22 protein-coding genes and 1 pseudogene are annotated in these 23,431 nt (G+C 62.9%); 9 read left to right on the forward strand and 14 right to left on the reverse strand.

The features are described from left to right. The first annotated feature begins 342 nt into the window (after window positions 1-342). Complete coding sequence (locus P3T23_RS10030; RefSeq protein WP_429316004.1) at window positions 343-1,872, forward strand: acetate kinase; 1,530 nt, start codon at window positions 343-345, stop codon at window positions 1,870-1,872. Between the two features lie 50 nt (window positions 1,873-1,922). Here P3T23_RS10030 and P3T23_RS10035 read toward each other — a convergent pair whose 3' ends face one another. The 7 genes from P3T23_RS10035 to P3T23_RS10065 all read right to left on the reverse strand — a co-directional run bounded on the left by P3T23_RS10035 (window position 1,923) and on the right by P3T23_RS10065 (window position 10,034). Then, entirely contained in the window at window positions 1,923-3,728 is a 1,806-nt protein-coding gene (locus P3T23_RS10035) for a hypothetical protein (protein WP_429316005.1), read from the reverse strand. Between the two features lie 8 nt (window positions 3,729-3,736). Next, window positions 3,737-4,423 (reverse strand): C39 family peptidase, encoded by a 687-nt coding sequence (locus tag P3T23_RS10040; RefSeq protein ID WP_429316006.1) that lies wholly within the window; start codon window positions 4,421-4,423, stop codon window positions 3,737-3,739. 3 nt (window positions 4,424-4,426) lie between these two features. Beyond that, window positions 4,427-4,924: a hypothetical protein gene (locus P3T23_RS10045; RefSeq protein ID WP_429316007.1), complete on the reverse strand. Its 498-nt coding sequence runs from the start codon at window positions 4,922-4,924 to the stop codon at window positions 4,427-4,429. Between the two features lie 191 nt (window positions 4,925-5,115). Further along, entirely contained in the window at window positions 5,116-6,348 is a 1,233-nt protein-coding gene (locus P3T23_RS10050; protein WP_429316008.1) for a hypothetical protein, read from the reverse strand. A 16-nt stretch (window positions 6,349-6,364) separates the two neighbouring features. Next, window positions 6,365-7,597: a hypothetical protein gene (locus P3T23_RS10055; RefSeq protein ID WP_429316009.1), complete on the reverse strand. Its 1,233-nt coding sequence runs from the start codon at window positions 7,595-7,597 to the stop codon at window positions 6,365-6,367. 614 nt (window positions 7,598-8,211) lie between these two features. After that, on the reverse strand, window positions 8,212-9,003 hold the full coding sequence (locus tag P3T23_RS10060) for an alpha/beta fold hydrolase (protein ID WP_429316010.1): 792 nt from the start codon (window positions 9,001-9,003) through the stop codon (window positions 8,212-8,214). Next, complete coding sequence (locus P3T23_RS10065; RefSeq protein ID WP_429316011.1) at window positions 9,000-10,034, reverse strand: M14 family zinc carboxypeptidase; 1,035 nt, start codon at window positions 10,032-10,034, stop codon at window positions 9,000-9,002. The genes P3T23_RS10060 and P3T23_RS10065 overlap by 4 nt, the downstream gene beginning before the upstream one ends. A 279-nt stretch (window positions 10,035-10,313) precedes the next feature. Between P3T23_RS10065 and phnC the strand changes: the two genes are divergently transcribed. The 4 genes from phnC (at window position 10,314) to P3T23_RS10085 (ending at window position 14,157) form a co-directional block, all read left to right on the forward strand. Then, complete coding sequence (gene phnC, locus P3T23_RS10070) at window positions 10,314-11,162, forward strand: phosphonate ABC transporter ATP-binding protein (protein WP_429316012.1); 849 nt, start codon at window positions 10,314-10,316, stop codon at window positions 11,160-11,162. An 82-nt stretch (window positions 11,163-11,244) separates the two neighbouring features. After that, window positions 11,245-12,219, forward strand: a complete 975-nt coding sequence (phnD, locus tag P3T23_RS10075) for a phosphonate ABC transporter substrate-binding protein (protein WP_429316013.1) — start codon at window positions 11,245-11,247, stop codon at window positions 12,217-12,219. After that, window positions 12,216-13,058, forward strand: a complete 843-nt coding sequence (gene phnE / locus P3T23_RS10080; protein WP_429316014.1) for a phosphonate ABC transporter, permease protein PhnE — start codon at window positions 12,216-12,218, stop codon at window positions 13,056-13,058. The genes phnD and phnE overlap by 4 nt, the downstream gene beginning before the upstream one ends. Window positions 13,059-13,320: 262 nt before the next feature. Beyond that, entirely contained in the window at window positions 13,321-14,157 is an 837-nt protein-coding gene (locus P3T23_RS10085) for an EamA family transporter (RefSeq protein ID WP_429316015.1), read from the forward strand. 26 nt (window positions 14,158-14,183) lie between these two features. Here the strand turns inward: P3T23_RS10085 and P3T23_RS10090 are convergent, their stop codons facing one another. Beyond that, window positions 14,184-15,704, reverse strand: a complete 1,521-nt coding sequence (locus P3T23_RS10090; RefSeq protein ID WP_429316016.1) for a PLP-dependent aminotransferase family protein — start codon at window positions 15,702-15,704, stop codon at window positions 14,184-14,186. Window positions 15,705-15,833: 129 nt separating this feature from the next. Between P3T23_RS10090 and P3T23_RS10095 the strand changes: the two genes are divergently transcribed. From P3T23_RS10095 to P3T23_RS10105, 3 genes are all read left to right on the forward strand, one after another. Next, on the forward strand, window positions 15,834-17,123 hold the full coding sequence (locus tag P3T23_RS10095) for a 4-aminobutyrate--2-oxoglutarate transaminase (protein ID WP_429316017.1): 1,290 nt from the start codon (window positions 15,834-15,836) through the stop codon (window positions 17,121-17,123). A 36-nt stretch (window positions 17,124-17,159) separates the two neighbouring features. After that, complete coding sequence (locus P3T23_RS10100; RefSeq protein WP_429316018.1) at window positions 17,160-18,626, forward strand: NAD-dependent succinate-semialdehyde dehydrogenase; 1,467 nt, start codon at window positions 17,160-17,162, stop codon at window positions 18,624-18,626. Between the two features lie 69 nt (window positions 18,627-18,695). Then, the gene (locus P3T23_RS10105; protein ID WP_429316019.1) at window positions 18,696-19,037 is read left to right on the forward strand and encodes a hypothetical protein; all 342 of its coding nucleotides are present in this window, start codon (window positions 18,696-18,698) and stop codon (window positions 19,035-19,037) included. A gap of 252 nt (window positions 19,038-19,289) precedes the next feature. On the opposite strand, the pseudogene P3T23_RS10110 reads toward P3T23_RS10105, so the two are convergent. From P3T23_RS10110 to P3T23_RS10135, 6 genes and pseudogenes are all read right to left on the reverse strand, one after another. Beyond that, window positions 19,290-19,550 (reverse strand): annotated as a pseudogene (locus P3T23_RS10110) (transposase); the annotation flags it as partial. Window positions 19,551-19,641: 91 nt separating this feature from the next. Continuing rightward, window positions 19,642-19,839: a CopG family transcriptional regulator gene (locus tag P3T23_RS10115; protein ID WP_429316020.1), complete on the reverse strand. Its 198-nt coding sequence runs from the start codon at window positions 19,837-19,839 to the stop codon at window positions 19,642-19,644. Between the two features lie 101 nt (window positions 19,840-19,940). After that, window positions 19,941-20,225 (reverse strand): hypothetical protein, encoded by a 285-nt coding sequence (locus P3T23_RS10120; RefSeq protein WP_429316021.1) that lies wholly within the window; start codon window positions 20,223-20,225, stop codon window positions 19,941-19,943. Between the two features lie 80 nt (window positions 20,226-20,305). Further along, window positions 20,306-21,079, reverse strand: coding sequence for a fused MFS/spermidine synthase (locus tag P3T23_RS10125; RefSeq protein ID WP_429316022.1), 774 nt, complete (start codon window positions 21,077-21,079; stop codon window positions 20,306-20,308). A gap of 70 nt (window positions 21,080-21,149) precedes the next feature. Continuing rightward, on the reverse strand, window positions 21,150-21,581 hold the full coding sequence (locus tag P3T23_RS10130; RefSeq protein WP_429316023.1) for a hypothetical protein: 432 nt from the start codon (window positions 21,579-21,581) through the stop codon (window positions 21,150-21,152). Between the two features lie 220 nt (window positions 21,582-21,801). Next, window positions 21,802-22,563: a YoaK family protein gene (locus P3T23_RS10135; protein ID WP_429316229.1), complete on the reverse strand. Its 762-nt coding sequence runs from the start codon at window positions 22,561-22,563 to the stop codon at window positions 21,802-21,804. A 225-nt stretch (window positions 22,564-22,788) separates the two neighbouring features. On the opposite strand from P3T23_RS10135, the gene P3T23_RS10140 reads away from it, so the two are divergent. Beyond that, the gene (locus tag P3T23_RS10140) at window positions 22,789-23,421 is read left to right on the forward strand and encodes a hypothetical protein (RefSeq protein ID WP_429316024.1); all 633 of its coding nucleotides are present in this window, start codon (window positions 22,789-22,791) and stop codon (window positions 23,419-23,421) included. The last annotated feature ends 10 nt before the right edge of the window (window positions 23,422-23,431 follow it).

Consider the following 23,431-nt stretch of genomic DNA (forward strand, 5'->3'; position numbering starts at 1 on the left):
GAGTCCCAATCACTTTTCAAAAGGGTGTCAGGCTGTTGCATAAATAACGCATCTCAGGGTTCAACTGATTAGCGTTAAAGCCATGCATGCGCTAGTCTTTTATGGTCCGCTTAAAGGTCGATTGGCGGACCATAAAATCAGGATTTTTCATGGAGCGCGGTCAGATTTTCCGCTCACCTCCATGTGCGTGGCCGGGTACTCGCCGATGCTGCCGGAACACGGCGCCTGTGAGTTCCCGCTCATGCCCAGAGCCCGGCAACTGGACGTCATTGTCGCTAGCTCTGGCTTGCTGCCGAACCAAAACCGGGGTGGACCTGCAAGCCTGATCATGGAGACAGAACCATGAAGAGCGTGCCATACCGACGCATTGGTGTCGTAAGCTATGCGGCGTTGCTGCTATTCAGCGCCGAAGGCCACGCGCAGTCACTCGAGACGCAAGCCGAGCAGGCAAGGCAAGCCAATCTGGCCGACCAGCCGAATCAGCCCGATCAGTCGAATCAAGCTACTCAGGCGACTCAGCCCACCCAGGCCATTCAGCCGACCGGGGCGAACCAGCCGCCCCAGATCAGCCCGGCCAGCCAGGCTGACGTCAACGCGTTGCGCGAAGAACTCAATCAGCGCATGAAGGAAATCGACGCCCTCAAGCGCAAGCTCGCCGACGAAGAGGCGGGCATCGCGCGAATCAGCCGTGCGCTGGACACCGGCAAGCTCGAAACACAGCGCGGCACGGGCGGAGAAGATAACAACGGACTGCCGGTTGGGGCGGCGGCAACAGGCGGCGCGACTGCCGCGGCGCAAGCCGTCCAGGCGGACCAGGCACAGAACGCACAAAACGCACAGAACGCCGGCAGCGCCGGTCAGCAACCCGCCGCGGCTGCAGAGAATCAACCGGTTGGCCAGGCTCCCGTGGCGGACACGCGCCCGCCTGCCGTCGCGCCGATCTTCGACCAGCCAGGGGTGCTGACACCACGCCATACGCTGGTGGTCGAACCGTACTTCCAGTTTGCGTATTCGTCAGAGAATCAGCTCTCGCTCGTCGGGTACACAATCATCCCTGCGTTGCTGATCGGGCTGATCAATGTGAGCGAGGTCAAGACGACCACGCTGATTGGAGGCGTCGCCCTCCGCTACGGGATCACGAACCGGCTGGAATTCGAAGTCCGCGTACCGTACGTGTATCAGACCAATGATGCCGTGGCCCGCCAGATCTTCACGGGTGCGGCGTCAAACAGCGTGATCAGCAGCAACGGCAACGGCATCGGCGATGTCGAAATGACGTTGCGCTATCAGTTCAACCAGGGCGGTCCGGACAAGTTCTACTATGTCGGCTGGCTGCGCTTCAAGACCGCTACCGGCAAGAGTCCGTTTAGCGTCGTGACCGACTGCGTCGCGACCTGTATCGCCAATACGACCGGGACCGGTCTGCCGTTGCAGCAGCCGACCGGCTCCGGGTTCCTCGCGATCCAACCGGGTCTTACCTGGCTCTTCCCGACCGACCCGGTCGTGTTCTTCGGCAACTTCAGCTATCTGCACAGCTTTGGAAAAGACGAGAGCCTGACGCTCCTCAACGGCGCGGTGGAACCGCTCGGCAAAGTTCAACCAGGCGATATCTGGGGCTTCAACATCGGCATGGGTCTCGCGCTGAACGAGAAGGCGTCGGTCAGTATCGGGTATGACATGAGCGTGGTGCAACCGACCAGCCAGAACGGCCAGACCGTCACCGGCTCGGTGCGCACCATTCTCGGCACACTGCTGATCGGCTATTCATACCGCCTGACGCCGAAAACGACGCTCAACTTCTCGATCGGTGCCGGGCTCACACGCGACACGCCAGACGTTACCCTCACGATGCGCGTGCCGATTGCCTTCTGAACTTTCTGCGGGTTGCGAGCGCCGCCCGCGCCCGCCCAAACCCGGTCCACCTAGCGGGGACGCACGGCGGTCATGAGGGCGCTGTTCAACGTCGAACCTATGTTCATTGCCTTGAACGCGGCAAGCGAATTGACGCTCGTGTTGATCGTCGTGAGCGCCTGAATCTGCTGGTTGCTCAACGTATTCTGGATGACGGCCCCGGTGACCCCAGGCAACGCGCCCGGCTGCACACTGTTGTTCAGGCCGTTCTGGATCAGCGACCCGTTATTGGCATTCGCCAGCATCTGTGCCTGCTGCGGAGTCATCTGGGCGACGTTCGGAATGTTGAAGCTCGTCGACGAGACGAGATTGCCGTTGACGAATGCAGCCCGCGAAATGCCGAACGACACCACCAGACCAGACGGCAGGTCGAACCCACCGCGCATGTTGTCCAGATGGGACTCGTCGACCGCAACGAGGTCGGCGGAAGCCCATGCGGGATCCGCATCGTCGTGCTTTTGCGCTGCATGCGGCGAGGTTGACTTGCGATCGACGGTCGCGTCGGCCGCCTGACCGGTGGCTGCCGATGGCGCGCGTTGCGCCGACTGGACAGCCGTATCCATCGTGACCTTCAGGTTCAGCGCGGCACGTTCGAGCAGCCCGTCGCCCTTTGCTGGCGTAGACGCGACTTCCGTTGGCCTGGCAACGTTCGGTGCTGCGTTTGCCGTTGCCGGCCTCGCGATCCTTGCGGGAGAGACGACCGTCGGACTCACTGTGCGAGCAACCCGCGTCGAGGCACGCGGCGCCACTGGTGCGACGTCCTTTGCAGACGCAACCTCCTGTGGGCTCGAGTCGGGCACGACGACGCCAGCTGCAACGCTTGCCGTTACGGGCGCGGGTACCTCCGCAGACACCGCTTGCTTATCCAGCGCATGCACGACATCCGATGTTGTAACGTCCCCGGGTGTGAGTTGCCGTGCCGACGTAGCCGGTACGACGGGTACATCTGCGAAAGCCGGGACGACGCTCACTGCCGGGACAGGGACTGCACGCTGGACCGACTCAGCTGGCGCTTGCGACACAGGGCCAGAATCGGGGACAACGCTTATCACTGGAACGACAAGCTTTACCGACAAAGCCGACACACGCGCGGCATCCGGGACAGCATTCGTCGCCGGGGCAACGTCGTGTGCAGAGACAGTTGGCACGTCCGGCACACTCCCGGAGTCAGATACAGTGTTCATCACCGGAGCCACATCCGGTGCCGACTCAACCAGCACGTCCGGTACACGCATGGAATCCGGCGCTGCACTCTCGAGCGCAGCGACGTCCTGTACAGAAACAGCCGGTGTATCGGCCACACGTGCGGAATCGGGCACGGCACCCGTCACCGGCGCAACATCCTGCGCCGCTATAACCGACACGTCCGGCACACGCGTGGAATCCGGTGCAGCACTTATCACCGGCTCAACATCCTGCGCCGACGCAACCGGCACGTCCGGCACACGCAGTGAGTCCGGCACATCAGTCATCGCCGGCGCGGCATCCAGTGCCGACATCACTGCCGTGCGCGCCGCATAGACAACGTCGGGCGCAGAATTGCCCTGCGCCACCGGTACTGCATCGGGCTCCGGAGCCACACCTGTCGCCTGCGCCTGCACAGCATCAGGCGCATCACCTTGCATCACCGGTGCACTGCCCTGCGCCGCGTCATCGGTCATATTCGCCGCGGCGTCCAGCGCAGGATTGCGCATCGGTATGATCCGCCCGGTCGCGATAGTCGGCGAATCCCTACTCGCCGCGCCCGCACCCACGGACGACATTGCACCGCATACCAACGTGACGATGCCGGCGAGCTTTAGATGTTCGGGTCTCATCATGGCTCTCAGAATTGACCTGGGCTCAGTTTCGGAATCACCACACTGAACAGACCCTCACGCGGGATGCCCGTATAAAGCGGCGCATCCGGCGCGATATGCCAGTCGCGTAGATCGTTGAATCTCGACTGTTCATGCCTGTTGTGGATGACGAACACCACGCGGTCTTGCCACTTCTCTTCAAAACTCTCCTGCGACATGGCCCGCGTGCCGGTTGCAGGATCGCCTACCAGGATCCGCCCGTTGCGCACTCCCTTGATGACGACGAAGTGGTGATAGCCATGTTCGACGATCAGCACGATCGCAGGCGTTCGGGTCTGTTCGAGCTTTTCCAGCGGAACCTCATAACCATCGGCCTCGAAACCGCGCGATAGCAGAAAATTGCGGATATCGAGCAGGGAGAAGCCTTCCCTGCGAATCTTCTCCTGGTCGCCGTGTTCGAACATTTCGGCAAAGGCCTGCTGTTCGGTGACCGGAAAGTCGTACTGGTACGTCAGCAACGTCGCCAACGCCGCCGAGCCGCAACTGAAGTCGTACTGCTGCCTGACGGTCCGCTTGAAGCGGGCTTCTTTCAGGCTTGTCACATGCAACGCGTAATATCCGCCAGAGGGATCGGCAATGTCGATCGGATCCGCGTGTGCGGCCGACATGAAGACCCCACACGAGAGCGCGATGCACGCGGCGATGGGTTTCATTACTCATTCCCCAAAGCGTACGTTCAGGACCGTCGCGTTCTGGATCAGTACATTGGCACCGGTATTCTGGATGACCGTCGGCAATCCGCTCGAACTCGCGAACGAGCCCCCGCCTATCGAATTCGAGCCCGTTGAAATCTTGTAAGCGGTGTTGTCGGAGACCGTACCGGTCAGATTGTTCTGGCCGATCAGTGCATCGCCGCCCCGATGGGCGTCGAGCTGATCGGAAGTCATCGCGACACCGAAGTCGTCCCGCCTCGCCGCTTGCGGTGCGGCGGGTGTGGAACCGGCCGCGGTCGCGGTCGCGGTTGTAGTAGCAGGAGTGGTCGCTGGAGTAACGGATATGGACGCAGCCGCGGATACAGCCGGCCGCTCACCTGTCGCAGCGGCTTGCGCCGGTGGAGGTGGTGAAGGAAACTCATCCGCAGCCCGCGCGGAAAAGGCGGCCATCGTCATTACGACCGGCAGGACCAGCAGCGAAACGCTCTTTCGCGCTTGCATGGGGTGTCTCCTTGGTCTTCATGCAGCCAGTGGCGGCTGCATGAAGACCGGATATCTGTGACCTGTGCCCTGCGGACTGCCCGCCGTGCACCGGCCACGTTGTCCACCTGACGTTGGAATGGTTGCCGTGAGGCGCTTCGCTGAACGCCCCACGGCAGATTCCCCCGCATTCACGCATAGACGACTCTGGCTCAATGTCCGACAGTCAGATTCGCCTGCACGGTGACAGCCTGTTGCGCCAGGCCCGCCATAGCACTGCTCTGGTTCATGACCGAGATGCCCGCTGCCGACTGTGCCGCCGCCGTCATCGTATTGCCCATCTCGAACGTGCCGGCATTGACACTGTTCGTGCCGCCTGCACCGCCAGCGCCGCCAACACCACCGTTGCCGACACCGCCAGTCCCGGTGGCACCCGCAGCACCTGCTACACCCGCTGCGCCTGCTGCACCTGCACCGCCGGTTGCGCTGCCATTGGCCGCTGTCGACATCGCGCTGCCATTGGAACCGCTGCCGCCTGTGCCCGTGCCGCCTGCACCGCCCGCGCCAGCCGTCGCTGTCGCTGCGCCACCTGCGCCGCCGGTACCGGTGCCTGCACCGCCCGATGCCGTGACCGCGCCGGCCGTGGCCGCGCCGCCGGTACCGGTGCCTGCCCCGCCCGTGCCACCACCCGCACCGCCAGCGCCACCCGCTGCGCCCGCGCCGCCTGCCGACGTTGCGGTTGCAGTGGAGTAATGGCCAGCGCTTGCACCACCACCGTTGCCCCCGCCTCCGCCGCTGCCGCCCTTGCCACCGTTGCCGCTATCCTTACCGCCCACGCCGACGGCCAGGCCGCCTGCGGCTACGCTAACGCCCAGGGCCGAGCCGCCCTTGCCGTAGCCGTTGCCGCCCTGCGTGCCACCCGCACTCGCAGAGCCACCCTTACCGCCGTCGCCGCCATAGCCGGTGCCAGCCGTGGCGCTGCCGTTGGTGACGCTACCGGCGCTTGCGCTGCCGTTCTTCGCCGTGCCACCATCGCCACCGCTACCGCTGTTGCCGCTATTGCCGCCACTGCCACCGTAGCCGGCACCGCCATAGCCGTTGCCAGCCTTGCCGCCACTACCGCCTGCGGCGCTGCCCCAGTTCTTCGCTACGTTACCGATTCCTGAGACACCCACGTACGTGACCGAGCCCTCCAGCTTGCTCAACGCAACTACCTTCGAGCTATTGAAGGAGTCCTGCGTGACCGTGGCATAAGAAGCCACTTCGTTGGCATTGCTACCGGTAGTCGTCGTTTGACCCGAGGTTGCGGAACTGGTCAGACTGTTCGCTCCCGTCGTTGACTTCTGATCGCACGACTTCGCGTTGTCGCTACATGGGTTGGCCATTGCGTATCCGCTGAAGCCCAAGGCCAGGGCTACAGCTGACGCCATTAGAGTTCTTCGCATAACAGCCTCCTGATCTCTAGTGGCCGACGGTCAGATTCGCCTGAACAGTGACGGCTTGTTGCACAAGCGACGCCATCCCGCTGTTCTGGTTCATGACCACGATGCCCGCTGCCGACTGCGCCGCGCCCGTCATGGTGTTTGCCATGTCGAACGTGCCAGCATTCACGGTGTTGGTTCCACCGGCGCCGCCGGCACCGCCGACTGCTCCGTTACCCACACCACCCGTGCCCGTGCCGCCTGCGCCGCCCGCACCGCCAGCTGCTCCCGCTGCGCCTACGCCTGCCGTTGCGCTGCCGTTCGACGCCATGGTGCTTGCACCGCCGTTGGTCGCACTGCCGCCCGTGCCCGTGCCGCCTGCACCGCCCGCGGCAGCCGTCGCTGTCGCTGCGCCGCCTGCACCGCCCGTGCCTGAGCCCGCACCGCCCGTACCCGCAACTGCGCCGGTCGTACCTGCTCCGCCTGTACCAGAGCCTGCGCCGCCCGTGCCACCGCCGGTACCGCCCGCTGCGCCTGCGCCACCCGCACCGCCCGCCGACGTTGCCGTCGCGGTCGAATGCCTGAACGCATGAGCACCGCCACCGTCGCCGCCGGATCCGCCACCGCCGCCGCCGCCGCCGCTACCACCTACGGAACCGCCAGCGCCGGCAGCAAGACCGCCTGCTGCCAGGCTGCCTGCCGCTGCCCAGCCGCCCTTGCCAGAGCCGTTACCGCCCTGGGTGCCACCTGCGTGCGCGGTGCCGCCGTTGCCGCCGCTGCCCGCATTGCCGTCACCAGCCGTGGCGCTGCCGTTGTGGGCATTGCCTGCCGTCGCGCTGCCGTTGGTTGCACTGCCACCGTTGCCGCCGCTGCCGCCTGCGCCGCCGTTGCCACCGTCACCGCCAACGCCAGTGCCGCCCCAGCCTGATCCACCCTTGCCGCCACTGCCACCCGCAGCGCTGCCGAAGTTCTTGGCAACGTTGCCGATCCCCCAGACGCTGACGTTACTTACCGTCCCGTCCAGCTTGCTCAGTGCGACGACCTTGGTGCTGTTAAAGGAGTCCTGCCAGACGCTCGCGCCAGAGGCAATTTCGTTGGCATTGCTGCCCGTGCCGGTAGCTTGAGTGTTGGATGCGGTGCTGTTCAGCGTGTTGGCACCCGACGTGGATGTCTGGTCACAGGACTTTGCGTTGTCACTACATGGGTTTGCCATCGCGTACCCACTGAAGCCCAAGGCCAGGGCCGCAGCGGTCGCTATTAAAGTCTTTCGCATGGAATCCTCCTAATAGAGGTAGGGGTGGGCGGCTTGGCATACATCACCAATCCGCCGCACCTAAACGCATAGTCGATGCCATGCCTGTAAGTATTTGAAATTAAAGAGAAAGCAACATTTCCCGTAATGCGGAATATTTTTCTAAGGGTTTTCCCTGTCGTTTTATGTTGCGATTTTGAAACGCACGGCGATATCGAACCGGGGTACGTACAACTTGTGCAATCGCACAATCGTCGTTAATTCAACAAGTTAGCGCGCATTTCTCGTGCAGAACTGGTTCACGGAAAAACGTTTCGCTTTTGTCGGGCGGAATCAGGAGCTACAGACGGGCCCGCTGCCTCCAGCTCCCAACATTTGGGGGGGCGCCCTTGTCTGGCTTGGTTTTGGCGGGATAACGCACCTTTGTAAGGTGGCGAAAGAATCAGCCCGGACGACCTCGAAAACGTATCTTTTCGAGATAAAGCGCATTTACGACGCTGCTTCTATCCGGCCGTATCACTCATTTGCGGGACGGGTAAACCCGCTTGGCCGCAGCGCATTTTTATCCGTTGATTCGCAGTGCAACATATCTCACGAAATGCTTCATCAGATAATTTCAGTCTGACTTCGTACTGTCACTGAGCAATGGGCGTGTGCGTGGAATGGGGCGCCTCTGCAAGCCACGTCGCGATGGCTTCGCAAGTCCATTCGGGATCGTCGTGCGGCAGGTCATGCCCCGCCCATGGATGATGACGATGCGTCGCTCGCCACGCGTTGGCGAGCTGTGCGGAACACACCGGGTTCACGAGCTGGTCATCTTCAGATGAAAGAATCAAGGCTGGACATTGCGGCACGCTCTGCCCTGCACTGAACCGCGCGGCAGCGAAGAGCTGGCGCAGTGCGTTGCCCCGGCCGACTGGGGCACTGGCGCGAATCGCACGCCACGCGGCGAGATCGTCAATGACGCTTTGCCGGTTGTTGCATGTGAGCTGATGAATGAGCGACTCCGGCTCCTTCCCGTCGTCCGTTTGGCCCCAGTGCGCTGCAACACGCAGCAGATCCGCCCACGCTCCCGGCCGCAGGCGCTCCTGCGCGCAGCTGAACGGCCGCATGCTTGTATTGATGAGAACAATTCGTTCGATATCCTGCGGATGTCGCTGCGCCCACGCGGTCGCCACCATCCCTCCAAGCGACATCGCCAGAAGCCGGTACGGTCCCGGCACGCCGCTTTGCAGTGCAGCAAGGCGCACGAAACCGACCATATCGGCGACTTCCAGCGGCGCACGCAAACGCGTGTAGGCGCCGTTGCCAGGCAGGTCGGGTAGAAGCACATCGCCGGCCTCCGTCGCGGCGCGCAGCAGCCCCGGGAAAGGCCCCCAATGCCTCGCTTCGCGCGTGAGCCCGCGCAGCAGGATCCATGTCGTCATGTGCCCGCCTTCCGGTACCAGTGGTCGATTGCACTTCGCTGTAACTGCTGCCTGCGTTTGCCTTCCGGCAGCCAGCGTGGCGCGGAGAACGCGGCGCGCGTCAGGAATTCAAGCAGGTTCGCGTGCCGCCTCAAGACGCGCGCCGTCCGATGTGCCTTGACCGGGTTGAACATCCCCTGGCGCGAGAAGAGTTGCCACGGATTTTTCTTGATCCACAGCCACGAGCCGAGTTCGAGCGTCATCGGCAGCAGGACGTTGGTCGACGGGGTGCGATCGTATGCGTAGTCCCACAGGTCGCCGTGCAGCAGGTACTGATGGCTTTGCGGCTCGAACGTATAGCCGTGATGCGGGTGGGCGTGTTCGAACATCGTCTTCAACGCGAACATTTCCGGCAGGTGGCGCATCAGTTCGCGCGTACGGGCATACGGAAACCAGATGCTGTCGCCCCAGCCGTAACCCGAATGACAGTCGAGCGCAAAGCTGAGCGGACGCGCCGCCAGTTCGCTTTCGACGACCCGCAAAAGCGCCGCTGCCTCCGCTTCCATCGGCGCGCCGCGTCGCCCGCGATACCACGGCAGCCACGCACCGAGGCGCTGGCCACCCGCAAGAAACGGCACGTGTTCGTCGGCATCCTGCGGCGCGTTGCGCATCAGGTCGACGCCGTTCGGGTTGGCGCGCGTCCCTGCCCACATGCCGCCGGGATTGACGATCGGCATAAAAATCAGGCGAATCGATTGCAGCTGCCGCACGAGCAGTTCGTCCCATTCGAGCCGCGTGAGCAACGCGCGCATATAGTCGAGCACGAGTTGCGTGCCGATCCGCTCCAGGCCGTGAATGCCCCCGAAGAAACCGATGGCAGGCGCCCGTGGATCGGTCGAGCCAATGCTCGCCGTATGGACTGCAAAGGTGCGCCCTTGCACGCGTGTTTCGCAAATGGTCTGGATCTCGAAGCTGGCGCTGCCGTCGTCCAGAATTGCCTTCAGATCCTCGTACTCCGCAAAGCTGTCGGCAAGAAAGCTGAGTGGTTGCATGGCGACGCCGGGTATCGTTGGAAAAGTTTTCGGGGCGTTGGGACGGCACACGTCAATTTCGCCAATATATCCCGTCCGCAGCGAATGAAGCATGACAATGTGACAGTACCGGGCGTCATGTCATGGCGGTGTCACATGACGCGCGGACGTTTGCGCGCATCGTGCGTCAACAGATATAGTCGTCTAGATGTCTCAACACCTTCACTCAACTGTCATAGACGCTTTCTAGAATGTCCGTCAACTTTCCGGCTGTCGGTCGGAGCCCTTGACGGAGCATTCATGGAAGCCATCCGCATTGAGCGTCTCAGCAAGACGTTCAACAACGGCCGCAAGGCACTCGACGAAATCGATCTGCGCATCGAGCCGGGCGAAATGGTCGCGCTGATCGGCGCGTCAGGCTCGGGCAAGTCGACGCTCTTGCGGCACATTGCCGGCTTCACCGTATCGGACGCGCAACCGTCGCAGATCTCGATTCTCGGCCGGCCGATCCAGCAGAACGGCCGCATCGTACGTGAAGTGCGAAGCATTCGGCGCGATATCGGTTTCGTCTTTCAGCAGTTCAACCTCGTGAACCGGCTGTCGGTAGAGAGCAACGTGCTGATCGGCGCCCTCGCGCGGCTGCCGCTGTGGCGCCGTCTGACAGGCCGCTTTCCGCTCACCGAGCGCACGCTTTCGATGAACGCGCTGAGCGAAGTCGGCATCGCCGAGCACGCTTATGAACGAGCAGCAACGCTGTCGGGCGGCCAGCAGCAGCGTGCGGCGCTGGCACGCGCACTCGTGCAGCGCGCCCGCATCATTCTCGCCGACGAGCCGATCGCCTCGCTCGATCCGGAGTCATCGCGCCGCGTGATGGAAATGCTGCGCACACTGAACGCCGAATATCAGCTGACCGTCCTCGTGTCGCTGCACCAGGTCGACATGGCCATGCAGTACTGCCCGCGCACCATCGCCATGCGGCGCGGCAAGGTGGTCTACGACGGCCCGTCCAGCGCGCTTACGCCCGCACTGCTCAAGCAGCTCTATGGCGACGACGCCCGCGAACTGCTCGACGACAAGGGTAGCGGCGAGGGCGCTGTCGCGCAGTCCGCGCGCTACGCCTTCACGCTCGATCCCGCTCCCAGCGTTTAACCGCATCAGCCTTCCGGTCGCCGACCGGTCACGCTGATTGCACACGCTCATTACACACGCCCATCCAACGGAAACTCAAGCAATGAAACTCCTGCGCACACTGCTCGTCGGCGTGGCCGCTTTTGCCAGCCTCGCCACCCAGGCTGTCCAGGCCGAAGACCTGAATCTCGGCATCATTTCGACCGATTCGTCGGCGGTGCTGAAACAACGCTGGCAGCCGCTGATCGACGATCTCAACAAGCAGACCGGCCTGAACGTGAAGGCGTTCTTCGCTACCGACTATTCGGGCATCATCGAAGGCATGCGCTTTAACAAGGTGCAGATCGGCTACTTCGGCAACGCGTCGGCGATGGAAGCCGTCGACCGCTCGAACGGCGAAGTCTTCGCGAAGGCGGTGTACGCGAACGGCGACTCGGGTTACAACTCGGTGCTCATCACCAACGTCAACAGCCGCTTCAAGACGCTCGACGACGTGTTCAGGAATACAAAGGACGTCACGCTCGGCTTCGGCGATCCGAACTCGACGTCGGGCTCGCTGATCCCGGGCTATTACCTTTTCGCGAAGCACAACGCGCCGGTGCAAACTGCGTTCAAGACCGTGCTGCCGTCGAGCCACGAAGCAAACCTGCTGGCTGTCGTGAACAACAAGATCGACATTGCGACCAACAACACCGAGATGCTCGATACGCTGAAAAAGCAGCATCCGGACAAGTTCGCCCAGGTGCGCGTGCTGTGGACGTCGCCGCTGATTCCGTCGGATCCGCTCGTGTGGCGCAAGGATCTGCCGCAGGCAACCAAAGACAGGCTGCGCAACTTCTTCCTGAACTATGCAAAGAGCGATCCGCACGAGAAGGAAGTGATGGCCGGCATCACGGGCTACGCCGGTTTCGCGGCTTCGTCTGATGCACAGCTCCTGCCGATCCGTCAGGTCGCGCTGTTCCAGAAGAAGCAGAAGATCGAAAGCGATACGCATCTGTCGGACAGCGACCGCCAGACCCAGCTCGCCGCGCTCGATGCGCAACTTGGCGCACTCAACGCCGCTGCGTCGAAGCAATGAACGGCATCGACCTGACGGCGGCCCGTGAGCCGCAACACGCCGGCGCCGCGGGTCACGCGAGCGGGCATCCGGCTGCGCGCGCCGGCAAGCGCAGCTGGGTATCGCTCATCGGCTGGATCGTCGCGATCGCGGTGCTGGGCGCATCGTGGCACGGCGCGGACATGCGTCCGCTCGATCTGCTGACCGATTCCGGCAACATGGGCCAGTTCGCGAAAGACTTCTTTCCGCCGGACTTCACCGAATGGCGCACGTATGTGCACGAGATGCTCGTCACGCTTTCGGTCGCGGTGTGGGGCACGGCCCTGTCGCTCGTGTGCGCCGTACCATTCGGCCTGCTGTCGGCGACCAACATGGCGCCTGTATGGGTCGTGCAGCCGGTGCGCCGCCTGATGGACGCGTGCCGCGCGATCAACGAGATGGTGTTCGCGATGCTGTTCATCGTCGCGGTCGGTTTGGGCCCGTTCGCCGGCGTGCTCGCGTTGTGGGTCCACACGACCGGTGTGCTGGCCAAGCTGTTTGCCGAAGCGGTCGAAGCCATCGATCCACGCCCGGCGGAAGGGGTGCGCGCAACCGGCGCCACGAGTCTCGATGAAATCATCTATGGCGTGCTGCCGCAGGTGATGCCGTTGTGGATTTCCTACGCGCTGTACCGTTTCGAGTCGAACGTGCGCTCGGCGATGGTGGTCGGCATGGTCGGCGCCGGCGGGATCGGCGTCGTGCTGTACGAGGCGATCCGCTCGTTCAACTACGCGCAGACGGCGGCCGTGATGCTGATGGTGATCGTGGTGGTGAGCGCGATCGATCTCGCTTCCGCCTGGCTGCGCGAACGGGTGATCTGAAGCTGTTCCTGCGATATCGCGAGGCCGCGACGTGCGGCACGCACTCCTCTCCTTCCCCCTCTCTTCCGTGCTGCGGGCCTCGACGAGGCCTGCGGCACGCTTTCGCCGCGTTAAATAATCTGATAGAAAGGCATCTCCGCCGCCCCCCCCCGGCCAGCGCGGACTCGCCCCGTTGGGTCGCGGACGGCTTCGCGGCAACCGGGTTCTGCCGGAATAACAACACGCTTGCGGCTTTCGCCGCCCTCTTACGCCCTGGTCTTTGATGGAAACGTTTGTGGTACTGCTGGTCCTGTTGTCCTCGTTGCTTCACGCGACCTGGAACGCGTTTCTGCATCTCTCCGAAGACCGGATCTGGCTGCTCGGCATGATGTCGATTCCGTATGTCGTCGTCAGTGCGATCGGGGTCGTCGTCCTGCCATTGCCCGCGCCCGCCGCCTGGCCGTACATCCTCGCTTCCGTGGTGCTCGAGTTCGGCTATTGCCTCGCCCTGATCCGCGCGTACCGTAGCGGCGACTTCGGTCAGATCTATCCGATCGCGCGCGGCCTGTCGCCGATGCTGGTGTTCGTCGGCGCACTCGTGTTCGCGCACGAGGCGCTCAAGCCGCTGGCTGCCATGGGCGTGGCGCTGGTCTCGATAGGCATCGTCTCGCTGGCGTTTCGCCGGAACATGCGGTTTTCGGGCGAGAGCGTGCCATTTGCGCTGCTCACCGGCTTGTTTATCGCGACGTATTCGGTCGTCGACGGGATCGGCGCACGCGTGGCTGGCAATGGGCTCAGCTACATCATGTGGGTCTATCTGATCTGGAATGTTCCGCAGTTCCTGCTCGTGTGGCACTGGCGCGGCGGCTCGAAGGGGCTTTTCATCGGGCGCGACCAGATGCTCAAGGGCATGCTGTCCGGCGTGATCGCGCTCACCGCTTATTGCCTGATCATCGAGGCCTACCGCTATCTGCCGATCGCGATGGTGTCCGCGCTGCGCGAGCTCAGCTCGATCTTCGCGGTGCTGATCGGCTGGTTCGTGATGCGCGAAAAACTGACGACGCGACGCATCGCCGCCTGCCTGCTCGTCACGCTCGGCGCCGTGCTGATCCGCATCTGACTTGCGGTTCGTGGCGCGTCAACGGCTCACGCAAATTGCGTGAGCGTCGTATCGATCGCATCGGCGAGCGTATCGAACGCAGGAGCGATTTCATCGTCGGGCACGCACGCATAGCCGATCAGAAGCCCCGAGGGCGCGCGCGCCGGTTCCGCGTAGTAGCCGGACAGCGGCCGCACGACGATGTTGCGTTCCAGCGCGGCTCTCGCCACGGCGCGATCGTCGGTGCCTTCGGGCAGCTGCATCACGAGATGCAGGCCCGCGTCGCCGCCGACGGCGGGCAGCGCATCGCCGTAACGTCGCGCGGCGGCGTCGAGCAGCGTCTGCCGGCGCTGACCGTACAAGGTGCGCATCTTGCGGATGTGCGACGTGAAATGCCCTTCCGCGATGAATTCCGCCAGCACCGCCTGCTGCAATAACTGCCCTTCGCGATACAGCTCCGCGCTCGCCGTCGCGAAACTTTCGGCGAGCGCCTCGGGCACCACCAGATAACCGATCCGCAGGCCGGGAAACAACGTCTTGCCGAAGCTGCCGACGTAGATCACCTGCCCCGCCGTATCCAGCCCCTGCAGCGAAGCAAGCGGCCGGCTGCCGTAACGAAATTCGCTGTCGTAGTCGTCCTCGATGATCCAGCACTGATGCTGGCGCGCATACTCGAGGAGCATCCGCCGCCGCGCGAGGCTCATCACCATGCCGAGCGGGTATTGATGCGACGGCGTCACCAGCATCAACCGGGGCGGCGCCGCGAGATCGTCGGCGGACGGGTTGATCCCTTCTTCATCTATCGCAATCGGCCGCGATTGCAGGCCCGACACATGCAGCACACTACGCACGCCCCAGTAGCAGGGATCTTCGGTCCAGATCACGTCGCCCGGATCGGACAGCAGTCGCACGGCCAGATCGACGGACTGGTGGATGCCCGTCGTGATGATGATCTGCTCCGGCGTGCAGCGCACCGAGCGCGACGTGCGCAGGTATTCGGCCAGCACATGACGCAGCAGCGCGAGGCCGCCGCCCGGCGCGTAGGTCAGCAGGTCGGGACGCAGGCGCCGCCAGTACTTCGCGTGCAGGCGGCTCCAGACGCGCGCGGGAAAGCGCGAGACGTCCGGCACGCCGGGCATGAACGCGCCCCATTGCCGCTTCGATACCCCGGCGCCGGCGATCAGCCGCGCGCCGCGCGACGACAGCGCCCGCGCAGCGGGAAGCGGCTGAGACAGTGCGTCGGCCACGCTGGACGGTCCGTTCGGGGCCGCAGCATCCGGCGCACCGATGATTTCGTCCGGCGCGCTGTCGGCGACGAAGGTGCCGCGCCCGGTCGCCGAACTGACGTAGCCTTCGAGCACCAGTTGCTCGTACACCTGTGTGACGGTATTGCGCGCGATGCCAAGTTCGGCGGCCAGAAGACGCGAAGACGGCACCTTGCTGCCTGCCGGCAGTTCGCGCGACAGGATGGCCTGCTGCAGCAGCCGGTGCAGTTGCCGGTAGACCGGCTGGCCGTTGCCCCGATCGAGCCGCTGGGCCAGCCAGTCGGACAAAACGCTCGCACGCATGATTGGCTCCTACATTTTTATTGAAATGGCTCTGAAGTTAAGAGCCAAATCTGATTATAGTCGCTGCATGTGCCGCTTTGCGCGGCGCCCGACCGACCCCCCGAAGAATGCCAAGCGAAGGAGATGACCATGGCCAACACCAATGCAGGACTTCAAGCCCGTAAGGACGCCGCGACCCCACGTGGTGTCGGCGTGATGTGCAACTTCTACGCCGAGCGCGCGGAGAACGCGGAGCTGTGGGACATCGAGGGTCGCCGTTTCATCGATTTCGGCGCCGGCATTGCCGTGGTCAACACGGGCCACCGCCATCCGAAGATCGTCGCCGCGATCCGCGAGCAGCTGGATCACTTCACGCACACCGCGTATCAGATCGTGCCGTACGCCTCGTATGTCGAACTGGCCGAGAAGATCAACGCCCGCGCGCCAGGCGACCATCCGAAGAAAACCGCCTTCTTCACGACCGGCGCTGAAGCCGTCGAAAACGCGATCAAGATTGCGCGCGCGGCAACCGGCCGTCCGGGCGTGATCGCGTTCACGGGTGCCTTTCACGGCCGCACGCTGATGGGCATGGCGCTGACCGGCAAGGTCGCACCGTACAAGATCGGCTTCGGACCGTTCCCGTCGGACGTCTTCCATGCCCCGTTCCCGAACCCGCTGCATGGCGTCTCGGTCGCCGATTCGCTGCGCGCGATCGAACATCTGTTCAAGGCCGATATCGATCCGAAACGCGTCGCCGCGATCATTTTCGAGCCGGTGCAAGGTGAAGGCGGTTTCTATGCGGCGCCGACCGAGTTCGTGCGGGCGCTGCGCAAGCTGTGCAACGAGCACGGCATCCTGCTGATTGCCGACGAAGTGCAGACGGGTTTTGCACGCACCGGCAAGCTGTTTGCGATGCAGCATCATGACGTCGCGCCGGATCTGATGACGATCGCCAAGAGTCTGGCGGGCGGCATGCCGCTGTCGGGCGTGGTCGGCCGTGCAGAGATCATGGATGCGGCAGCGCCTGGCGGGCTGGGCGGCACGTACGCCGGCAATCCGCTGGCCGTGGCAGCCGCGCATGCTGTGCTCGACATCATCGACGAAGAAGAGCTGTGCGAGCGTGCGACGGTTCTCGGCGAACGCCTGAAGACGAGGCTCGTCGCGCTGCGCGGCGAAGTCGCGCAGATCGCCGACGTGCGCGGCCCGGGCGCGATGGTCGCGGTCGAGTTCAACAAGGCGGGCACCAGCGAGCCGGATGCAGACTTCACGAAGCGCGTACAGGCACGCGCACTCGAGCGCGGTCTCCTGCTGCTCACGTGCGGCGTCTACTCGAACGTGATCCGCTTCCTGTTCCCGCTGACGATCCAGGACGCCGTCTTCGAGGAAGGGGTCGCGATTCTCGAAGAGGTGCTGAAGGAAACCGTCGGCGTTGCCGCGTGATTCGCGTTCTTTCCCGAAACCTACGCAGACCCGATCATGACGCAAGCGCTTGAAAATCTGAAAGACCCGAAGCTGTTGCAAACGCGTGCCTGGCTCGCGGGCCAATGGCAACAGGCGGACGACGACACCACGTTCGACGTCGTCAACCCGGCAACCGGCGAGCGCATCGCCAAAGTGCCGCGCATGGGCGCGCAGGAAACCCGTCGCGCGATCGAAGCCGCCAATGCGGCGTGGCCGGCGTGGCGTGCAAAAACGGGCAAGGAGCGCGCAAAGATCCTGCGCGCCTGGCACGACCTGATGCTCGCCAACGCCGACGACCTCGCCCTCATCCTGACGACCGAGCAAGGCAAGCCGCTCGCCGAAGCGAAAGGCGAAATCGTCTACGCAGCCTCGTTCCTCGAATGGTTCGCGGAAGAAGCGAAGCGCGTCAACGGCGACACGATCCCGACGCCGTCTCCGGACAAACGCATCGTCGTCACGAAAGAGCCGGTCGGGGTGTGCGCCGCGGTCACGCCGTGGAATTTCCCCGCTGCGATGATCACGCGCAAGGTCGGCCCTGCGCTGGCGGCAGGTTGCCCGATCATCGTCAAGCCGGCGGAAGCCACGCCGCTGTCGGCGTTTGCGCTTGCCGTGCTCGCCGAACGCGCAGGCGTGCCGGCCGGCATTTTCAGCGTCATTACCGGCGACCCGAAAGCAATCGGTGCGGAAATGACCGGTAACCCGATCGTGCGCAAGCTGTCGTTCACGGGCTCGACGCCGGTTGGCCGTCTGCTGATGGCGCAGTGCGCGCCGACCGTCAAGAAGGTCTCGCTCGAACTCGGCGGCAACGCGCCGTTCATCGTGTTCGACGACGCGGATCTCGATGAGGCCGTCGCTGGCGCAATCGCATCGAAGTACCGCAACAGCGGACAGACCTGCGTCTGCACCAACCGCTTCTATGTTCACGACCGTGTCTACGACGCGTTCGCGGCGAAGCTGCGGGACGCCGTCGCCGGTCTGAAGGTCGGCAAGGGCACCGATGAAGGCGTCACCCAAGGTCCGCTGATCAACGAAGCGGCCGTGCTGAAAGTCGAATCGCACATCGAAGACGCATTGGCAAAAGGTGCGCGCATCGTCGCCGGCGGCAAGCGGCATGCGCTCGGCCACGGCTTCTTCGAGCCGACGATTCTCGCCGACGTCACGCCTTCGATGAAGGTGGCGCGCGACGAAACGTTCGGCCCGCTGGCGCCGCTCTTCCGCTTCTCGTCCGACGAAGAAGTGATCCGCCTCGCAAACGACACCGAGTTCGGTCTCGCCGCGTATTTCTACAGCCGCGATATCGGCCGCGTGTGGCGGGTCGCCGAAGCGCTCGAATACGGCATGGTGGGCATCAACACCGGCCTGATTTCGAACGAAGTCGCACCGTTCGGCGGCGTCAAGCAATCGGGACTCGGTCGCGAAGGATCGCACTACGGCATCGATGACTATGTTGTCATCAAGTACATGTGCATCGGCGGGATCTGAGCCTTTACTTTAAAGGCTCAATTTCAAAACCTACGCTGGGACCTACGCTGTCATCACGAACGTTTGGAAATGGACGCGCGCGAGCGCGCCGAAATCCCGATGCACCAGATCATTGCCTTCGCCCTCTTCTCAACGAGGCGGCAAGAGGAAATCACGACGATCACCTGGGAAGATTACCGGGGTGATCGCGTCATGGTGCGCGACATGAAACATCCGGGACAGAAAATCGGTAACGATACGTGGTGCGACCTGCCGACCGAGGCAGCTCGCGTCCTGGATTCAATGCCGGGCGGTGAGGGTCGCATCTTCCCCTTTAACCACAGGTCAATCAGCGCCAGCTTCACCAGGGCGTGCAGCTTTCCAGCCATCGACGACCCACATTTTCACGATCTCCGGCACGAGGGCACGTAGTGGCTGTTCGAACTCGGTTGGAACATTCCGCACGTCGCCTCCGTCACCGGGCATCGCAGCTGGACGTCATTGAAGCAATACACCCACCTCAGGCAGAGCGGCACTGGATAGTTACTTCGCCGGGCTTACCCATCGCTCCGCAGCGTTGCCAGCGCGAATCGATGGGAACGTAGTACGGGGCGATGCTGGAGCGGATCAGGGATCATGGGGAGTGGATGGTGGTGCACGAGGAAGTGCACCGGGCAGGAAGGCTTAGATACACACCATTTGGCCGTTGCCGCAGGCGGGGCAATCGCGTAACGACCTGCCGGTGAGTCGCTGGTGACGGTCAGGGTAGTCGTCCGCTATGCTGGAAGTTTCTTTTGCGGGGGCAACGACGCCGGGAAGCCGGCGACAGGTGGCAAGCCTGGCTGCGCGGTGGCGATTGGCGAACAGGCCGTAACTGCGGATGTGCTTGAAGCCGTCGGGCAGCACGTGTAGCAGGAAGCGACGGATGAATTCGTCGGCCGCAAGCGCTGACAGCAAATATGCGACCGGCAGCCACGGGCAATGACGGGCAGCGGCGCTCCACCGGATCGGATCGGAGACTTGAAGGCGGCGTAACTCAGGCAGTTGTCCGGCGTGGACGCGCACCAATGGCGCTCTTTGTCTTGTAGCTAACGCCGTGCTGCTCAAGGTATTCGCGGATCAGTTGCCGAACCACCTGTGAGGGTGTCAGGTCCTGCGCTACGCACAGTTTCTCGAACGCTTCCTTCTTCACAGGATCGATTAGAATCGTGAGTCGAGCGCTTTTCGTTTCCATGACGGGCAGAGTCCAGATATGTTAATTTGATTATAATACATCGTGCGACTCGGGTCATCTTGGTGCCATCAACGGTGTCTGCGAGGCAGAGTCCCGTACACCTATCCATGCTTCGCCATTGGGTGGCCGGAAAGCCGGCAACAGCGCAGCGGCGGCACCCTGAAACCCCGCTCTTGAACGCAGGAATCCTGTCCGGCCCGCGTGATCGACACGCCGCCCCACCCCTGCACCGGGCCGGATACAAACCCGGCGTTACGCAGTTCCTGCGTGACCGACCAGTCAAGTGAGCGCGCGTCGCGCCCGTATCGCTGCTGGGCCAGACGCTCAAGCCTCCTGATGGCCGCACGGGTCAAGGTGCTGCTTTCGTTGTCGCGCCCTGCTGTCATCTTCCTTCCTCGAGAGTGCACCTGCTCCCAACGGCCCGGGCTGTGAGAGTGAAACCGTCTGCACATAGCGGACAATTCGCTCAACCCGTCTGTCCATATCGACTCCAGTTAAATCTTTTGCCGTACTCAATGCGCTTGGCCGTGGCATGAAGATTCACCGCGTACCGGGCCTGAAGTGCGTGCGCCCGATCGAGCATCGCTGTAAATGCCGGAAGTCCGCCGGCGCCCTTCCACGCAAAAACGGTGACGTTGTGCTCACTGCCTTCCGATGGCGCCAGAGCAACTGCGCCGGCAAAGACTTCCCAGAGCGAGCGCAGGTAGCGATGGAAGTCGGGTTCGTCCGTCACCAGATTGGCCACCAATACGCCTTCGTCGCTCAGCCTGCGGCGACAGGCTTCATAGAACCTGCTGCTGCCCAGCCTGGCTGGCAGGCCGTCGGCATTGAAGCCATCGACCAGCAGCACGTCGGGGCGATGATTCGGGACGGCGACGTACTGCGCACCATCTACACAGACCACCGTGAAACGCCCATCGTCGCGCGGCACGTGGAACCGGTCACGCAGCGCGATTACATCCGGATTGATTTCGACCGCTGTGATGGTGGTGTCTGGCAAATGGCGGTAACAGTATTTCGCCAGTGAGCCGCCGCCCAGACCGATCATCGAAACGCGGCTTGGGGACGGCCGTAACAGCAGGAAACCCATCATGGTCCGCGTGTACCCCAACGCAAGAGCGTAGGGATCGTGCCGGAACATCGTGCTCTGGACCCCACGCGCGTCAAAGTACAACGAAACAACCTGATCGTTCTCTATGACCAGTGGCCTGTCCGGATTTTTCTTTCCTTTCCTGGGCATCATCGGGTGCGAGTTGTGGCGTGATCAGTTGGCGAGTGGGCGCGGAATGGAGTGCACTGCCTGAAGCAAATCAGGAAGATCCTGCGAGGAAAGTGCGTAACTGCGAGTCCCATCTTTCATCCCGCACGGCAATGTCGACCGTACCGAGCCGCCTCAATTCCCGATCCAGACGAACTGCCCGAAGTGATTTTGGACGCAGTGGAGCGCGAAAGAACTGTCCGTCGTCGTCCAGAAACAGACAGGGCCGTTGTCTGTATCGCGCCCCGAAAAGTGAGGTTGAGTCGTGGACATGGCGGGCCGATTCCTTCTGATAGACGAAGATGACATTGATCCCGCAATCTTCCAGCCTGTCGCAGATGTCAGAAAACCGGTACAGCATCTGGAATCCACGCTCGTTCGCCCTGCCCACACCGATGACAACCAGTCCGCGACGGCCCACGAGGTCTCGCAAGAACCGATGCGTGTAGTCATGGGACAGAAGCGAGATACTGGTGTCAATCACGTCAATCTCCCCTCCAGACGCGGGTGAACACCCGTGTCGCACGATCTGGGCATTCAGGTTCGGGACCGTGAAGGGCACCAGTCAATAACTACCATTATCATTGTAACGCACCTAATGATAATCCAATTATCATAGTATGCGCATCAAGGTTCCGCAGTTCGTTCTCCGTCCCGGCGGCCGCGCCGCCCGAGGCGTAAACGGCCCGCAGCCAACTGCCGCACTAGTGATCGAGCCGGTAGCTCCGGCCGCGGAGATCGTCAATCAACGGAAGGATCGCCAGCGCGGTCAACAGTGCCGCCAGCGGAGTCGTCGCCGCATACCCGACATGCCTGAACCCCACCGCCCCCGTGAGGCCCCCGACAAGGAACATGGCCAGCATCGTCCCGTGCACTTTCAGCTTCGCACGATTCGCCAGCACGTGAGGCGTGGCGATGTCCACCCTCGAGGAATTCCAATAGAAGAGCTTGCCGAGCTCGATGCCGATATCCGTCACGATGCCCGTCATGTGGGTGGTACGGATTTCAGCACCGGACAGCTTGGTGATCATGGCGTTTTGCAAACCCATGATGAAGCAGAGGAGTACGACCGTTGCCGGCACAAACAGGGTTTCCCACAAGGCGAGATGGCTGCCGAGCAAGCCGAAACACAGGAGCAGGCTGGCTTCGATCAGCAGGGGCAATGCGTACTGGCTGTTCAATCGCCTGCGTCGCCCCCAGTTGACGAGCACCGCCGAGCAGGCGGCGCCCAGCAGGAACGAGATCAGCGACCCGGCACCTGCCAGGACCAGTGAAAAGTCGCCCAGCGCAGCCTGGTCGGCAATCGCGGATACCACGCCGCTCATATGGGACGTGTATTGCTTCACCGCGAGAAAGCCGCCGGCGTTGGTCGCGCCGGCCACGAAGGCGAGCGAAAAACCGAGCTGCCGGTCGCCCCCTGCAGTCCGGTCCCTCCCCGTGAGGGTCCGGAAATAGTCTGCTGGCATCAGGTATCCACTCCTGCGTTTGCTTGCGCCGAGCCGCGCTTCGGCGCATGCGGGAGCCGGTGCGGCAAGCTGTTTCTGAAATTCCATGCGTTACGTGAGGCCCGCGTTGCCAATGCCCAGAACGCACGCGAGCCTTTTCCACGGATATTGCCGGAGCGTCATCTGTAGAACCAGATCAATAAAGCTGCTAGGATGATAACGCCATTATCATAAACTGGTAACTCGATGCACCTGCTGGTCGGGCGGATTGAGCAATGCGTACACACCCGGCCCAGGCAGTTTCCGGAGACGATTGATTTGTCGGCCAATCACCATCACTTCAGGCATGCGCTGGCGGAACTGTTCAAAGGGCCGCCTGGAAAGTCCGTGGTACGCGACGGGCTGCGCACACGATCACTGCGTTTTGGGCAATTCGGCATACAAGGCTCGCTGCGCAAGAGCGACCCATTCGAGCCCGACCTCCCGTACACGCAGACCATGATGACCTTTGAGCTCTTTCACCACGCCCCCGGTTTTTACGATTCCTGCCGTGCGGCGCTGCGTGACAAAGGGGTTCCCGTGTCCAACCTGCTGAACAATGACGCCCGGCTCGCCACGCACCTCAACCGGATGCGCCGGGCGTGCGACGGAAACCTGTTCTGTACCACGACGCAGTGTGGGGGTAACGTCATTGCCGTCGGCCTCAAGCGGAGAGCCGTGCCGGGGTGGGATGACCTTCATGGCCGCGCGAAGGCCATGACGACATCGATGGATCTCGACCTGTGTTGCCACGTCAAGAGAATGGAACATCATCACCGGGGGGAACCTGTATCGGGATACCCTTCGTCCGGCAAGCTTGCCGTCGAACAAGACATTTGACAGCACCGGA

Origin of the sequence: Paraburkholderia sp. GAS448, assembly GCF_050435685.1 — a bacterium.
Taxonomy (GTDB): Bacteria; Pseudomonadota; Gammaproteobacteria; order Burkholderiales; family Burkholderiaceae; genus Paraburkholderia.